Here is a 14,762-nt window from a genome sequence, read left to right as displayed (position 1 = left end):
CGAAGCCGATATTCAGGCTAGCGCACCAGAGAGAGCAGAGAATCCACGAGTTTATCAGCCTGCGGACGGGCGAGCGCGGCGTCAACCGGTAAATACCACCAGTCTGGATGCGCGAACGCACGGCACTTTACCGCATCTTTTTCCGTCATCACCAGCGTCTGCCCTTCGTTAATAAACGAAGCGACCTGCGCTTCGTTCAGTGGCTGATGATCGGCAAGGCTGATGGTTTTTACGGGTTGCACGCCCGCCTGCTCAAGCGTTGCGAAAAAACGCGGCGGATGACCGATACCCGCCATCGCAACGACTTGCGGCAGACTATCGACTGGACGCTTTTCACCCGTCAGCAGATTAATGGCAAGGCCTGGCTTAAGCGTCATCGCAATTTCGCTTTGATGCGCCTCACCGCCATTTGTAATAACCGCATCCACGCTGCGAAGCCTTCCTGCTCGCTCGCGCATCGGGCCTGCCGGCAACCACCAGCCATTGCCAAAGCGACGCACGCCATCAATTACGACAATCTCTTTGTCGCGGGCTAAAGCGTAGTGCTGGAGCCCATCATCCGTAATAATGAGTTGCAGCGGATGCTCGGCCAGGAGCGCTTTTACTGCATCGGCCCGTACCGGAGAAACTGCGACAGGCGCCCCCGTGCGCTGAAAGATAAGCACCGGTTCGTCGCCCGCTTCGGCGGTAGAGGTATGCGTGGTTAACAGCAGGGGATACTGTGCCGCTTTACCGCCATAGCCGCGCGACACCACGCCAACGCGCACGCCGCGCTGCTGTAACTGTTCCACCAGCCAGACGACGACCGGGGTTTTGCCATTGCCGCCCGCCGTCAGATTCCCCACTACCACTACCGGTACCGGCGCACGCCAGACGGTGCGTAGACCCAGCCGGTAACTTAACCGGATGAGGCCGCTCACCAGGCCATAGAGCAAGGAGAGCGGCAATAACAGCAGCCAGAGCGGCGACTGACCGGACCAGATACGTTCAATCATTCGCCGAACTGCATTTTGTGAAGTTGAGCGTAAACGCCGCCGTGAGACAGCAACGCCGCATGGTTGCCGCGTTCAACAATACGTCCATCTTCCACCACCACAATTTCATCAGCTTGTTCAATGGTAGAGAGGCGGTGCGCGATAACCAGCGAAGTACGGTTCTTTTGCAGTTCATCCAGCGCCGCCTGGATGGCGCGCTCAGACTCAGTATCCAGCGCGGAAGTCGCCTCATCCAGGATAAGGATTGGGCTATCGCGCAAAAGCGCCCGGGCAATCGCGATACGCTGGCGCTGCCCGCCAGACAGCAGTACGCCATTCTCACCGATAATTGTATCCAGGCCATTATCCATCTTATTGATGAAATCCATCGCATAGGCCATACGCGCCGCTTTTTCGATATCTTCACGGCTGTACGCTTCCGTACGGGCGTAAGCGATATTATTTGCAATGGTATCGTTGAACAGATGCACGTTTTGCGAGACCAGCGCCACCTGATTACGTAATGAGGAGAGCGTATATTCACGCAGGTCATGCCCGTCCATCAGTATTTCGCCGTCATCAATATCGTAAAAACGGGTGATGAGACTGGCAATGGTGGATTTGCCAGAGCCGGAACGGCCAACGAGCGCCACGGTTTTCCCAGCCGGGATAGTCAGGTTGATATCGCGAAGCGCGGGGGTATCACGTCCAGGATAAGTGAAAGTGACATGGCGAAACTCCAGATCGCCTTTTGCACGCTCAATGACGCGCGTACCTTCATCTTTTTCTTGCTCGCTATCCAGAATGGCAAACAGCGTCTGGCAGGCAGCCATGCCGCGCTGGAACTGCGCGTTAACGTTCGTTAGCGATTTCAGCGGACGCATGAGCGCGATCATGGATGAGAAGACAACGGTGATGGTCCCTGCAGTCAACGTCTCCATCACGCTTGGGAAACTGGCGGCGTAAAGCACAAAGGCTAGCGCCAGCGAAGCGATAAGCTGGATCAGGGGGTCGGAAATGGAAGAGGCGGAAACCATTTTCATCCCCTGCAGGCGCATTTTGTTGCTGACTTTGGCGAAACGATCGGCCTCTACCTCCTGACCGCCAAAAATCAGCACCTCTTTATGCCCTTTCAGCATCTGTTCAGCGCTGGTGGTGACTTGTCCCATCGTGTTCTGCATGTTTTTACTGATGCTGCGAAAACGCTTTGAAACAACGCGAATAGCAAAAGAAACGATAGGCGCCAGCACAATAAGGATGAGAGAAAGCTGCCAGCTGTAATAAAACATCATGATAAACAGGCCGATAATCGATGCGCCTTCACGCACTACGGTAATCAGCGCGCTGGATGATGAAGAGGCAACCTGTTCGGAATCGTAAGTAATGCGGGAGAGAAGCGTACCGGTAGACTGTTTATCGAAGAAAGCGACAGGCATACCCATCATGTGATTGAACAGGCGGCGGCGCATGGTCATTACCACTTTTCCCGACACCCATGAAATGCAATAGCTTGAAATATAACTGGTTATACCCCGCAGGAGCATTAATCCTATCACAACCAGCGGCATCCATAGCAGCACAGAGCGGTCTGTTTTGCCAAAACCTTCATCCAGCAACGGCTTGAGAAGCGACAGCATATAAGTATCGCTGGCGGCGTTGAGGATCAACGCCACCGCCGCCACTATCAACCCCGCTTTAAAAGGCGCGATAATGGGCCAGAGACGGCGGAAGGTCTGCCACGTGGAAAGATCTTTATCGTTATGCATTCATAAAACCAGCATTTGTTGAAATAGCCGCATATTCTACCTGTTATCCGCAGGTGCGCCAAACCACTGATGATACCAGCGGGGCAAAATTTGCTCACGTAACCCTTTTATTTGCCAGCCTTCTGGTGAAAAAATCACCGTTACCTGACCCGATTGCGCCGTATCGTGCCATCGGTAGCCATGCCGGGCATAACGACGTGTTACTTTCACTGACGGCAGACGCCAGGCGTTATAACGCGATACAGAGGCCAGCGCCGCTTTCCCGTCAACCATAGACAACAGCGTGTCGCTGGAAGAGGTCCTGCTGCCATGATGAGGCACTACCAGCACTTCCGAACGCAGCGCCTGACGGTAGTTTTTTAGCATAGCCCACTCCGCCGGAGCTTCGATGTCCCCTGTCAGCAATACGCTGTTGCGCCCGTCGTCTATCTTCACGACGCAAGAGCCGTTATTACCCGCCTGAACAGCCCCAGCCTGTGGCCAGTGCGCCGTAAAATGCAATCCTTCCCAGCGCCACGTTTCGCCGCGCCAGCAGGGCTGATGGCGGGCCCAACCCAGCGCGCTGCGAACCATGAGCTTAGGCCAGACGCGTAATACGCTTTCCAGCCCGCCGCGGTGATCAAGGTGTTCATGACTAAGAATAACGCCGTCGGGTTGGAGATTATGCCAGCGCAGCCAGGGAATGATGATCTGCTGGCCGCTGTCCCCGCCTGGCCAGCCGTTTCCCGTGTCATAGAGCATTGCTCTACCGTTGCGCTCAATGACAACTGCCAGGCCATGGCCTACGTCAAGCATGTGCAACGACCAGTCCGGCTTTTTTTGCACGCACCAGAGCGGCGCTGCGAGTAGCGCGATCGCGGCGACTGCGAGCAGCGGCGAGAAAAAATGAAAGCGCAAGCGCCAGAGTACAATGCAAAGCCACGGCGTCAACGCCAGCCAACGGTAGCGCTCATCCACATCAAGCCATCCTTCGGGCAGCCAGCGCAAAAAGTTGAACAGTGCTTGTAATAGCGTATCGGTAAGCCGCCATATCCCCTGCTCAGCCCATTGCCAGCCGGTAAGATTTATCGCCATTCCCGTCAGGATAAGCGGTACGGCGATAAAGGTAATAACAGGGACAGCGACCAGGTTTGCAGCCAGCGACGTCAGGCTGATACCGTGAAAAAGTACAAGCTGAATGGGCATTAGCAGTAACGTAATGCCCACTTGCAAATGCGCCAGTTCCAGCAGGAAACGCAACCAGGATCTGACTGGTTTTAGCGTGAAAGGCATCCACTGATACCAAAAGATAAGCGCAGCGACCGCAAAAGCCGATAACCACAGGCTTTCTGAAAGTATGGCGGTTGGTTCAATAAATAAAATGCCCGCCACACAACATAACCAAACTTGCCATGCGTTCCAGTTACGGCCGCTGAGGCGCAGCAGGCTCCAGATGAAAATGGCGACCAGCGTCCGTACGGCTGGTGGATTACTGCCTGCCAGCCATGTATAAACCGAAGCGCTGACCAGCAGCATGAGTAGCGGAAACCGATAGCCTATCCGATGCGCCGGTAAAAAAAGTTGCAGCAAACGCGCCAGTAACCAACCGAGCGACCCGGCAAGACCGATATGCAACCCCGATATCGCCATCAAATGTGCGGTTCCGGTATTACGCAGCAGTATTTTAACTTCCGGGCCGAGCGTGAGGCGCTCGCCAAACCCCAGCGCGAGGATAACGTCCCGCCATACATACGAAGTAAGCGAAGCGCTTACGGAAGCGATATATCTCGCTCGTAAACTACAGTCCCCACTGATAATTTGCGCATCAATGATGCGGCCAGTAAGTGGTAAACGTTGCGCCAGCGCGTAGCGTTGATTATCAAAGCCGCCTTCGTTTAACTGACCGTGCACCGGGCGCAACCGCAACGTCATCCGCATCCGCTGCCCGGCGCAGGCTTGTTCAGGCAGATAACTTCCGCGCAGCATTACGCCTACAGATGGAAAAATCCATCGGTTATTCAGTTTGTTAATAGCTACCTGATGCTCTGTTGCGCCATCGGTACGGATAACAACAGCCTCTACACGCTGGTTGCCAGCCAAAAGCGAACTGAAAGGCCAGACGAGTTCTCTGGCAGACAGAACCGCCCAACAGAAAAACAGCGTGATAAAGGCGGTGAATTTCATTCTGCCGGGCAACCAGCGACAGCCGATGCATGCCAGTAACGCCCCGGTAATAGCTATCCCTTCGGCAGGTAGCGCAGGAAGAAACAGTAACGGTAGCGTTCCAAGTATCACGCACACGCACAGTGCAGGAAGAGCAATCATGACGACCTCCTTATCTGCAGGCAGTCTGATTGAGTGGTGAGAAAATGTCAGCGAGCAAAAAGCAAGTCTGCGTGATATCGCGAGAGGTTATGGCGCTGTTGCAATGGTTGCGTTAAAAGCTGCGGCTTCGCTCCTGTATAAGCGCAGCGCAAAAAAAAATCGGCACCCTGAGGTGCCGATTCTTATTGTTTAAGCCTTAGGCTTAACCATAAATATTGGCGCGGTCACGCAACTCTTTGCCTGGTTTAAAGTGCGGAACGTACTTACCTTCCAGTTCCACTTTATCGCCAGTTTTTGGGTTACGCCCGGTGCGAGGAGCGCGATAGTGTAAGGAGAAGCTGCCGAAACCCCGGATTTCAATACGCTCGCCCTGTGCGAGAGTAGAGGCCATATGTTCCAGCATCTCTTTTACTGCATCTTCCACCGCTTTCGCCGGGATATGGGAGTGCTGGCTTGCAAGTCTTTCTATGAGTTCTGACTTGGTCATGTTTCCTCCGGTTTTCTTCCATTACGGAAAATTATTACAGCTATCATCGAACAAGGGCGGCCGAAGCCGCCCTGATTTAGCGCCCGGACGATTACTCGCCTTTAGCTGCTTTGAACGCTTCAGCCATAGCGTTGGAGAAGTTGCCGTCTTCCTGCTTGTTAACAGAAGCGATTGCATCTTTCTCTTCAGCTTCGTCTTTCGCACGAACAGACAGGCTTACTACGCGGTTCTTACGGTCAACGCCAGTGAATTTAGCTTCCACTTCGTCGCCTACGTTCAGAACCAGAGTAGCGTCTTCTACGCGATCGCGGGAAGCTTCAGAAGCGCGCAGGTAACCTTCAACGCCGTCTGCTAATTCAACTGTAGCACCTTTCGCGTCAACTGCCGTTACTTTACCAGTAACGATAGCGCCTTTCTTGTTCAGCGCAACGTAGTTGTTGAACGGATCTTCAGCGAGCTGTTTAACGCCCAGGGAGATACGCTCACGCTCTGCGTCAACCTGCAGAACAACGGCTGCGATTTCGTCGCCTTTTTTGTATTCACGAACTGCTTCTTCGCCTGCAACGTTCCAGGAGATGTCAGACAGGTGAACCAGGCCGTCGATACCGCCGTCCAGGCCGATGAAGATACCGAAGTCAGTGATAGACTTGATTTTACCTTCAACGCGGTCGCCTTTGTTGTGGGTCTCAGCGAACTGCTGCCACGGGTTAGCTTTGCACTGCTTCAGGCCCAGGGAGATACGACGACGTTCTTCGTCGATATCCAGAACCATAACTTCCACTACATCGCCCACGTTAACAACTTTGGACGGATGGATGTTTTTGTTGGTCCAGTCCATTTCGGAAACGTGTACCAGGCCTTCAACGCCTTCTTCGATCTCAACGAAGCAGCCGTAGTCGGTCAGGTTGGTTACGCGACCAGTCAGGCGGGTGCCTTCCGGGTAACGCTTAGCGATAGCAACCCACGGATCTTCGCCCAGCTGCTTCAGGCCCAGGGAAACACGGGTACGCTCGCGGTCGAACTTCAGCACTTTAACAGTGATTTCGTCGCCCACGTTGACGATTTCGCTCGGATGCTTAACGCGTTTCCAGGCCATATCAGTGATGTGCAGCAGGCCGTCAACGCCGCCCAGATCAACGAATGCACCGTAGTCAGTGAGGTTCTTAACGATACCTTTAACTTCCATGCCTTCCTGCAGGTTTTCCAGCAGCTGATCGCGCTCTGCGCTGTTTTCAGATTCGATAACGGCACGACGGGAAACCACAACGTTGTTGCGCTTCTGGTCCAGCTTGATAACTTTGAACTCAAGCTCTTTGCCTTCGAGGTGCAGGGTGTCACGAACCGGACGCACGTCTACCAGGGAACCCGGCAGGAACGCACGAATACCGTTCAGCTCAACAGTGAAGCCGCCCTTGACTTTGCCATTGATAACACCAGTAACGGTTGCAGCTTCTTCGTAAGCTTTTTCCAGCATCAGCCATGCTTCGTGACGTTTTGCTTTTTCACGAGACAGCAGGGTTTCGCCGAAACCGTCTTCTACTGCATCCAGAGCAACGTCAACTTCGTCACCAACCTGGATTTCAATTTCGCCCTGAGCGTTTTTGAACTGCTCTGCCGGAATGGCGGACTCAGATTTCAGACCAGCGTCAACCAGTACTACATCTTTGTCGATAGCAACAACAACGCCGCGAACGATAGAACCCGGGCGGGTTTCGATTTCTTTCAGGGATTCTTCAAAAAGTTGAGCAAAAGATTCAGTCATGTTTAATCTTCAGAGTTTAAATTAACGTCCACCTGGCTTCATGCTGGATGGGGTTGTTTCACATACCCGCTGTCAGTCCATTGCAACGGGGGTACTGCAAATTCTGTCGCTTTACTTCGCGAGCGCCAGCTTTTCGCGGGCGTAATCAAGCGCCTTTTCAATGACTTGCTCAATGCTCAGGCGGGTAGAATCCAGCACTAACGCATCTTCAGCAGGCACCAACGGCGCCACCGGCCGGTTACGATCGCGTTCATCGCGCTCTTTTATCTCGGCCAAAAGGCGTTCAAAGTTAACACTAAACCCCTTTTCCTGCAACTGCAGCATACGGCGGTGCGCGCGCTCTTCCGAAGAGGCGTCGAGGAAAATTTTTACTGGCGCATCAGGGAATACCACCGTTCCCATGTCGCGTCCGTCGGCGATAAGGCCAGGGTTTTCACGAAAAGCGCGCTGGCGCCGCAACAGCGCTTCGCGTACGCGTGGGAAAGCGGCGACTTGCGAAGCGGCGTTCGCCACTTCCTGAGTGCGAATTTCGCCACTAACGTCTTCTCCCTCGAGGATAACTTCCAGCTCGCCGTCTTGCGCGATAAAACGCACATCCAGATGGGCAGCCAGCGGAACCAGAGCCTCTTCGGAAGTGACATCGACATGATGGTGCAATGCCGCCAGCGCCAGAACGCGATAAATCGCGCCTGAATCCAGCAGATGCCACTGCAAGGCTTCAGCCATAGCTTTACACAGCGTGCCCTTACCAGCGCCACTTGGGCCATCAATGGTGATTACCGGGGCGGATGCCGTCATCTTTTTCTCCTTCAATAAATGGCAGGCCTGCAACGTGAACGGCGCGCATTATACGCCGCTGCGCAACAGACTGTTATCTTTGCGACAAAATATCGTCGTTAGTGAGGCTGAGTGTAGAAGAATTGGACAATGGCGATGTAAGGATATGTTATGAAAAAACCGCATCGCAGGATGCGGTTTTTATACTGTTAGCCTGTTCAGGCTGGCGTGCTGATGCGAGCAAGCTGATCGAAATAATCGGGGAACGTTTTCGCCGTGCATTTCGGGTCGAGAATAGTCACAGGCGTGTCTGAGAGCGCCACCAGCGAAAAACACATCGCCATACGATGATCGTTATAAGTGCCGATTTCCGCAGCCTGAAGCGTTGCCGGCGGAGTGACGCTGATGTAATCATGCCCCTCCTCCACCACTGCGCCCACTTTACGCAACTCAGTCGCCATGGCCGCCAGGCGGTCCGTCTCTTTGACGCGCCAGTTATAAATGTTGCGCAGCGTTGTGGTACCTTTAGCGAACAGCGCGGCCGTGGCAATGGTCATCGCCGCATCCGGAATGTGGTTCATATCCATATCGATAGCATTCAGTTCGCCGCGACTGCAGGCGATGTAATCGTCGCCCCAGGTAATTTTAGCGCCCATCTTTTCCAGCACGTCGGCAAAACGAATATCACCCTGCACGCTGTTGCGCCCAATGCCGGTCACCTTCACCGTGCCGCCTTTAATCGCCGCTGCCGCAAGGAAATAAGAGGCCGAAGACGCATCGCCCTCTACCAGATAATCGCCCGGCGACTGATAGTGCTGGCTGCCGCGCACAACAAAGCGCTGATAGCCCTGGTTTTCAACCTCGACGCCGAAAGTTTTCATCAGGTGCAGCGTAATGTCGATGTAAGGTTTCGAAACCAGATCGCCTTTAATAGTGATAGTGGTGTCATTCGTCGCCAGCGGAGCCGTCATTAAAAGCGCAGTCAGGAACTGGCTGGAAACAGAGCCGTCCACCTCCACCTGCCCGCCATCGAATCCGCCGCGCAGTCGCAGCGGAGGATAATTTTCTTGCTCCAGATACTCAATTTGCGCGCCGCCCTGACGCAGCGCGTCGACTAAATGGCCAATCGGACGCTCTTTCATGCGAGGCTCGCCAGTCAACACGACGTTATTGGCGCCCAGGCAAAGCGCAGCGGCAAGAGGACGCATGGCGGTCCCGGCGTTCCCAAGAAACAGCTCAAGCTCCCCTTCAGCCTTCAGTACGCCGCCCTGCCCCGTCACTTCACAGCGAGTACGATCCTCAGAGAGGGTATAAGCCACACCCAGCGCGTTGAGCGCATTGAGCATATGACGGACGTCATCGCTGTCCAGCAGATTGGTTAACACTGTAGTGCCCTGCGCCAGCGCCGCCAGCAACAAAGCGCGGTTGGAGACGCTCTTCGAGCCGGGAAGATTGATAGCGCCATCCACCAGCGCGATGGGTTGTAAGGTCAGGGATTCCTGCATGCGTTGCAAACTCTCACTAAAATCAGAATAAAAACCCCGCGATTAGCCGCGGGGAAGAGGTAAAAGGCAAGGATTAACCGTGACGGCGTTCGAAATCAACCATGAAATCCGTCAGAGCCTGAACGCCTGCCAGCGGCATGGCGTTATAGATAGAGGCGCGCATCCCCCCCACCACGCGATGACCTTTAAGCGCGTGCAGACCGGCTGCGAAAGACTCTTCGAGGAAGACTTTATCCAGCGCACTGTCGGCAAGCTGGAACGGCACGTTCATGCGAGAGCGGTTAGCAGGCGACACATCGTTGCGATAGAAATCGCTCTTATCAATCACGCCATAGAGCAGATCTGCTTTCTGCTGATTAATCTGGTCGATAGCCGCTACGCCGCCCTGTTTCTTCAGCCATTTAAATACCAGGCCCGCCAGATACCAGGCGAAAGTCGGCGGCGTATTGAACATGGAGTCATTGTCGTTCAGCACGGTGTAATCAAGGATTGACGGGCAGGCATTATGCGCTTTACCCAGCAAGTCCTCACGCACCACCACCAGCGTAAGGCCCGCCGGGCCAATATTTTTCTGCGCGCCCGCGTAAATAACGCCATAACGGCTGACATCCAGCGGACGAGAAAGGATAGTAGAGGAGAAATCCGCCGCCACGATCGCATCGCCAAAATCGGGCGTTTCTTCAATGGCGATGCCGTCAATGGTTTCGTTCGGACAGTAATGCAGGTAGGCCGCATTGTCAGAAAGCTGCCATTCACGCATCGGCTTAATAGCGCGCAAACCGTCAACGGTGACTTTGGCGTCAATCACGTTCGGCGTGCAATATTTTTTCGCTTCTTTGACCGCGCTCGCCGCCCAATAACCGCCGTCAACGTAATCCGCCGAGGTTTTGTCGCCAAGCAAGTTTAACGGCACGCCGGCAAACTGACCGCGACCGCCGCCATGGCAGAATAAAACTTTATAGTTAGAGGGAATTTGCAGCAGATCGCGAAAATCTTGCTCCGCCTCTTCCGCCACTCCGATAAACTCTTTACCACGGTGGCTGATTTCCATCACCGACGTACCTAAACCCTGCCAGTCGACCAGCTCCTGTTGAGCCTGTTTAAGCACTTCAGCCGGTAACATTGCCGGACCAGAACTAAAATTGTAGACCTGACTCATTTTCCCTCACCACATATAAAGCAATACGTTTTTCCTGTGGATATCGGTTTTATCATTCAGGCGCTGGCGCTGCAATGGGTAATCCTGGGCGGTCGATGAATGTGCGCTAAATCACACAACAGATTCCTCCGGCGCAGTGAAGGATAACGGATAAATCCGCTGTCAGGTCACGCGTGTAGCGGTGCTCGCTTTAACCCACGCGTGATGATTACAACGCGGGCAAGGCTTGCGGTCACCAGCACTGAATTCCATGACCTCACTGCAATTCATGCAAGCGTAATAGCCCGCCTCCGGGATAACGACAAACCGCTCGCGACAATAACTCGGAAGAATAGAGAGTCCAGGGCGCACCTCTTCATCGGGGTAGAAATAAACGCTTATCTGGCCGTTGGTTTCAAGAATAGCGAGCCGGACCTGACCTAAATGTTCAACGCCCCGCAGGCGCAACTCCATAAAAAACTCAAATTCCGTCATGTTTTCATGTTTGAGCTTTTCCCAGGCCAGCTCCCCCTCTTCGATGATGTTGCGCGGTTTTCCCTCAAGCAAATCTTCCATTTTTTCGCTGTGCGCCATCAGCCACATCGCCAGGCGATAAAGCAGGGCCAACGTGACGAAGACCACAAAAACCGGCACCATCGGCACATCATCATAAAACGCCACGTCGCCTGCCGCCGAGCCAAGCGTCAGGATGATTAACACTTCGAACAGCGACATCTGGCGCACGCCGCGCCGTCCGGTAAGCTTGAGAAAGATAAAAACCAATATAAAGGTATAGAGGCTGCGCAGCGCTACCTCGCCTAAAAATTCCAGCGGGGCTTTGTCCAGCGCCATTCGATGCAAGTCAAAAGCTTTCATATTTTATTGCCATAACAGTAAGTTACTTTAACCAAGCATAGCGCGAAGATTTATTTTTGCCTGCCTGCGGCCTGCGATAGCGCAAGTAAGGTAAAACCCGTATCATTGCGCGCTTTGCGTACGATAAAAGTGGATCCCATGACTCAAACCTTCATTCCCGGCAAAGACGCCGCTCTGGAAGACTCCATCGCTCGCTTCCAGCAAAAACTCACCGATCTCGGTTTTAATATCGAAGAAGCTTCGTGGCTCAATCCGGTGCCGAACGTCTGGTCTGTGCATATTCGCGATAAAGATTGCGCGCTGTGCTTCACCAACGGTAAAGGTGCGACAAAAAAAGCGGCGCTCGCTTCCGCGCTTGGCGAGTACTTCGAACGCCTCTCCACTAACTACTTTTTTGCGGACTTTTGGCTGGGCGACACTATCGCCAACGGCCCGTTCGTGCATTACCCGAACGAAAAATGGTTCGCCATTCCGCAGGACGACAGTCTGCCAGATGGAATACTGGACGCGCGCCTGCGTGATTTTTACGATCCGGAGAACGAACTGACCGCCAGCATGTTGGTGGATTTGCAGTCGGGTAATGAAGAGCGCGGGATTTGCGCCCTGCCTTTTACGCGCCAGTCCGATGAAGAGACCGTCTATATTCCGATGAATATCGTGGGCAATCTTTATGTGTCTAACGGTATGTCGGCAGGCAACACGCGTAACGAAGCGCGCGTACAGGGACTTTCAGAAGTCTTCGAACGCCATATCAAAAACCGCATTATCGCCGAGAGCATCAGCCTGCCGGAAATTCCCGCCGAGGTGCTGGCGCGCTATCCAGGCGTGGTTGCAGCGATAGAAAAATTAGAAGCTGAAGGCTTCCCGATTTTCGCCTACGACGGCTCGCTGGGCGGCCAGTATCCGGTTATCTGCGTCGTGCTGTTTAACCCGGCTAACGGTACTTGTTTCGCCTCTTTCGGCGCGCATCCTGATTTCGGCGTGGCGCTTGAGCGTACCGTAACCGAGCTGCTGCAAGGCCGCAGCCTCAAGGATCTGGATGTCTTTACACCGCCGACATTTGATGATGAAGAAGTCGCTGAACACGCTAACCTCGAGACGCACTTCATCGACTCCAGCGGCCTGATTTCCTGGGATATGTTCAAGCAGGATGCCGATTATCGGTTCGTTGACTGGAGCTTCGCCGGCACCACTGAAGAAGAATTCGCCACCCTGATGGCCATTTTCCAGGCGGAAGACAAAGAAGTTTATATTGCCGATTACGAGCACCTTGACGTTTACGCTTGTCGTATCCTCGTACCGGGCATGTCTGACATCTACCCTGCGGAAGATTTGCTGCTCGCTAATAACAGCATGGGCGCTCACTTGCGCGAAACATTGCTCGCCCTGCCAGGCAGCGAGTGGGATAAAGAAGACTATCTGAACCTGATTGCGCAGCTTGATGAAGAAGGCCATGACGATTTTACTCGCGTGCGTGAGCTGCTGGGTCTGGCGACCGGCAAAGACAACGGGTGGTACACGTTGCGTATCGGGGAACTGAAAGCGATGCTGGCGCTGGCGGGCGGCGATATGGATCAGGCGCTGATCTGGACTGAGTGGACTATGGAGTTCAACGCCTCTGTCTTTACCGCCGAGCGCGCTAACTACTATCGTTGCCTGCAAACTCTGTTGCTGTTGACGCAGGAAGAAGAGCGTGAGCCGCTTCAGTATCTGCATGCCTTTGAACGTATGTACGGCAAAGAGGCTGTCGAAGCGGCCAGCGCGGCGATAAGCGGCGAAGCGCCTTTTTATGGCCTGCAGCCTGTTGACGCCGATTTGCAGGCTTTCCCTGCGCATCAGGCGCTGCTCGCCGCTTATGAAAAATTACAGCGCGCTAAAGCCTCTTACTGGAACGTTAATTGATATAACGCATATCTATAATGCTTTCATAAGCGTATGTTTAATTAATAAGACGGGGCAATTTTATTGCCCCGTTTTTTATTCTTATTGAAATTAATCCCAATGTAATTGTTAAGTTAAATTAAGGTAAAAAATTAATTTAACTCAAGTGCTCCTTGTTACCTTTTTTCGTCAATACTACATATTGATTAACGATTCCAAAGGAGGCTGCAGGATATAATTCAACACTTATAATAATTTTTAAAATATATTTTTATCAGGATAATCAATTAGTTAAGCTGAAAATAGCCTATTCCCATGCTGTTTTCAGGCCTATAAACCTGGCGAGTTATGATCCACATCAAATTTTACTCTATAATGCTTTGTTAGTATCTCCTCGCCGACTGAATAAAGAGAGAGTTAGTGTGAAAGCTGACAACCCTTTTGATCTATTACTTCCAGCTGCGATGGCGAAAGTTGCCGAGGAGGCTGGTGTCTATAAAGCAACGAAACATCCGCTGAAAACCTTTTATCTGGCGATAACGGCAGGTGTCTTCATCTCTATCGCTTTTGTTTTCTATATCACCGCTACGACAGGCGCCGCCACGATGCCCTTTGGCATGGCGAAACTTATCGGCGGCATTTGTTTCTCACTTGGCTTAATTCTTTGTGTTATTTGCGGCGCCGATCTCTTTACCTCGACCGTTTTAATCGTGGTAGCGAAAGCCAGCGGCCGCATTACCTGGGGTCAACTGGCGCGCAACTGGTTAAACGTCTATATCGGCAACCTGATCGGAGCGCTTCTCTTTGTTCTTCTTATGTGGCTGTCGGGCGAATACATGACCGCTAACGGCGCGTGGGGACTTAATGTCCTGCAGACGGCAGACCATAAATTGCATCACACTTTTATTGAGGCTGTGAGCCTCGGTATCCTGGCGAACCTGATGGTCTGCCTGGCGGTCTGGATGAGCTATTCCGGTCGCAGCCTCGTGGATAAAGCTTTCATTATGATTTTGCCGGTTGCCATGTTTGTTGCCAGCGGCTTCGAACACAGTATCGCGAATATGTTTATGATCCCGATGGGCATCATTATTCGTGATTTCGCCAGCCCGGAATTCTGGACCGCCGTCGGTTCGTCTCCGGACCAATTTTCTCATCTGACTATTGTAAATTTCATCGTTGATAACCTGATTCCGGTGACAATCGGTAATATTATCGGTGGTGGTTTATTAGTCGGATTGACGTACTGGGTCATTTATCTGCGTGGCGACGACCATCATTAATAGTCATTCCAG

At 53.0% G+C, this 14,762-nt stretch carries 11 protein-coding genes; 2 read left to right on the top strand and 9 right to left on the bottom strand.

What is annotated here, in order from left to right:
* Positions 1–17: 17 nt before the first annotated feature.
* From lpxK to IEX01_RS03295, 9 genes are all read right to left on the bottom strand, one after another.
* A complete protein-coding gene (gene lpxK, locus IEX01_RS03335) occupies positions 18–995 on the bottom strand; it encodes a tetraacyldisaccharide 4'-kinase (RefSeq protein ID WP_188723261.1) in 978 nt (325 codons plus the stop codon).
* Positions 992–2,740 carry a lipid A ABC transporter ATP-binding protein/permease MsbA gene (gene msbA / locus IEX01_RS03330; protein WP_024556998.1) on the bottom strand — a complete coding sequence of 583 codons (1,749 nt, stop codon included), beginning with the start codon at positions 2,738–2,740 and terminating at the stop codon, positions 992–994. Before msbA ends, lpxK begins: the two co-directional genes overlap by 4 nt.
* A 36-nt stretch (positions 2,741–2,776) precedes the next feature.
* Positions 2,777–5,044 (bottom strand): ComEC family protein, encoded by a 2,268-nt coding sequence (locus IEX01_RS03325; RefSeq protein ID WP_188723260.1) that lies wholly within the window; start codon positions 5,042–5,044, stop codon positions 2,777–2,779.
* 202 nt (positions 5,045–5,246) lie between these two features.
* Complete coding sequence (gene ihfB / locus IEX01_RS03320; protein ID WP_004387353.1) at positions 5,247–5,531, bottom strand: integration host factor subunit beta; 285 nt, start codon at positions 5,529–5,531, stop codon at positions 5,247–5,249.
* A 91-nt stretch (positions 5,532–5,622) separates the two neighbouring features.
* Positions 5,623–7,293, bottom strand: coding sequence for a 30S ribosomal protein S1 (rpsA, locus tag IEX01_RS03315; protein ID WP_188723259.1), 1,671 nt, complete (start codon positions 7,291–7,293; stop codon positions 5,623–5,625).
* Positions 7,294–7,404: 111 nt separating this feature from the next.
* Positions 7,405–8,091, bottom strand: coding sequence for a (d)CMP kinase (gene cmk, locus IEX01_RS03310; RefSeq protein WP_024557001.1), 687 nt, complete (start codon positions 8,089–8,091; stop codon positions 7,405–7,407).
* A gap of 197 nt (positions 8,092–8,288) precedes the next feature.
* Complete coding sequence (aroA, locus tag IEX01_RS03305) at positions 8,289–9,575, bottom strand: 3-phosphoshikimate 1-carboxyvinyltransferase (RefSeq protein ID WP_024557002.1); 1,287 nt, start codon at positions 9,573–9,575, stop codon at positions 8,289–8,291.
* A 73-nt stretch (positions 9,576–9,648) separates the two neighbouring features.
* Entirely contained in the window at positions 9,649–10,734 is a 1,086-nt protein-coding gene (gene serC / locus IEX01_RS03300) for a 3-phosphoserine/phosphohydroxythreonine transaminase (protein ID WP_024557003.1), read from the bottom strand.
* Between the two features lie 162 nt (positions 10,735–10,896).
* Entirely contained in the window at positions 10,897–11,589 is a 693-nt protein-coding gene (locus IEX01_RS03295) for a DUF421 domain-containing protein (protein ID WP_024561472.1), read from the bottom strand.
* 138 nt (positions 11,590–11,727) lie between these two features.
* Here IEX01_RS03295 and ycaO point away from each other — a divergent pair, with 138 nt between their 5' ends.
* Positions 11,728–13,491 (top strand): 30S ribosomal protein S12 methylthiotransferase accessory factor YcaO, encoded by a 1,764-nt coding sequence (ycaO, locus tag IEX01_RS03290; protein WP_188723258.1) that lies wholly within the window; start codon positions 11,728–11,730, stop codon positions 13,489–13,491.
* 401 nt (positions 13,492–13,892) lie between these two features.
* On the top strand, positions 13,893–14,750 hold the full coding sequence (focA, locus tag IEX01_RS03285) for a formate transporter FocA (RefSeq protein ID WP_024557006.1): 858 nt from the start codon (positions 13,893–13,895) through the stop codon (positions 14,748–14,750).
* Positions 14,751–14,762 lie beyond the last annotated feature (12 nt).

It is taken from the genome of Franconibacter daqui (assembly GCF_014644275.1).
GTDB lineage: Bacteria > Pseudomonadota > Gammaproteobacteria > Enterobacterales > Enterobacteriaceae > Franconibacter > Franconibacter pulveris.
Note: the sequence above shows the minus strand (reverse complement) of the source record. Positions and strands in the feature narration are given on the sequence as shown.

Coding starts and splice junctions, on each gene's coding strand:
- lpxK (WP_188723261.1), bottom strand. CDS start 995: ATGATTGAACGTATCTGGTCCGGTCAGTCGCCGCTCTGGCTGCTGTTA.
- msbA (WP_024556998.1), bottom strand. CDS start 2,740: ATGCATAACGATAAAGATCTTTCCACGTGGCAGACCTTCCGCCGTCTC.
- IEX01_RS03325 (WP_188723260.1), bottom strand. CDS start 5,044: ATGATTGCTCTTCCTGCACTGTGCGTGTGCGTGATACTTGGAACGCTA.
- ihfB (WP_004387353.1), bottom strand. CDS start 5,531: ATGACCAAGTCAGAACTCATAGAAAGACTTGCAAGCCAGCACTCCCAT.
- rpsA (WP_188723259.1), bottom strand. CDS start 7,293: ATGACTGAATCTTTTGCTCAACTTTTTGAAGAATCCCTGAAAGAAATC.
- cmk (WP_024557001.1), bottom strand. CDS start 8,091: ATGACGGCATCCGCCCCGGTAATCACCATTGATGGCCCAAGTGGCGCT.
- aroA (WP_024557002.1), bottom strand. CDS start 9,575: ATGCAGGAATCCCTGACCTTACAACCCATCGCGCTGGTGGATGGCGCT.
- serC (WP_024557003.1), bottom strand. CDS start 10,734: ATGAGTCAGGTCTACAATTTTAGTTCTGGTCCGGCAATGTTACCGGCT.
- IEX01_RS03295 (WP_024561472.1), bottom strand. CDS start 11,589: ATGAAAGCTTTTGACTTGCATCGAATGGCGCTGGACAAAGCCCCGCTG.
- ycaO (WP_188723258.1), top strand. CDS start 11,728: ATGACTCAAACCTTCATTCCCGGCAAAGACGCCGCTCTGGAAGACTCC.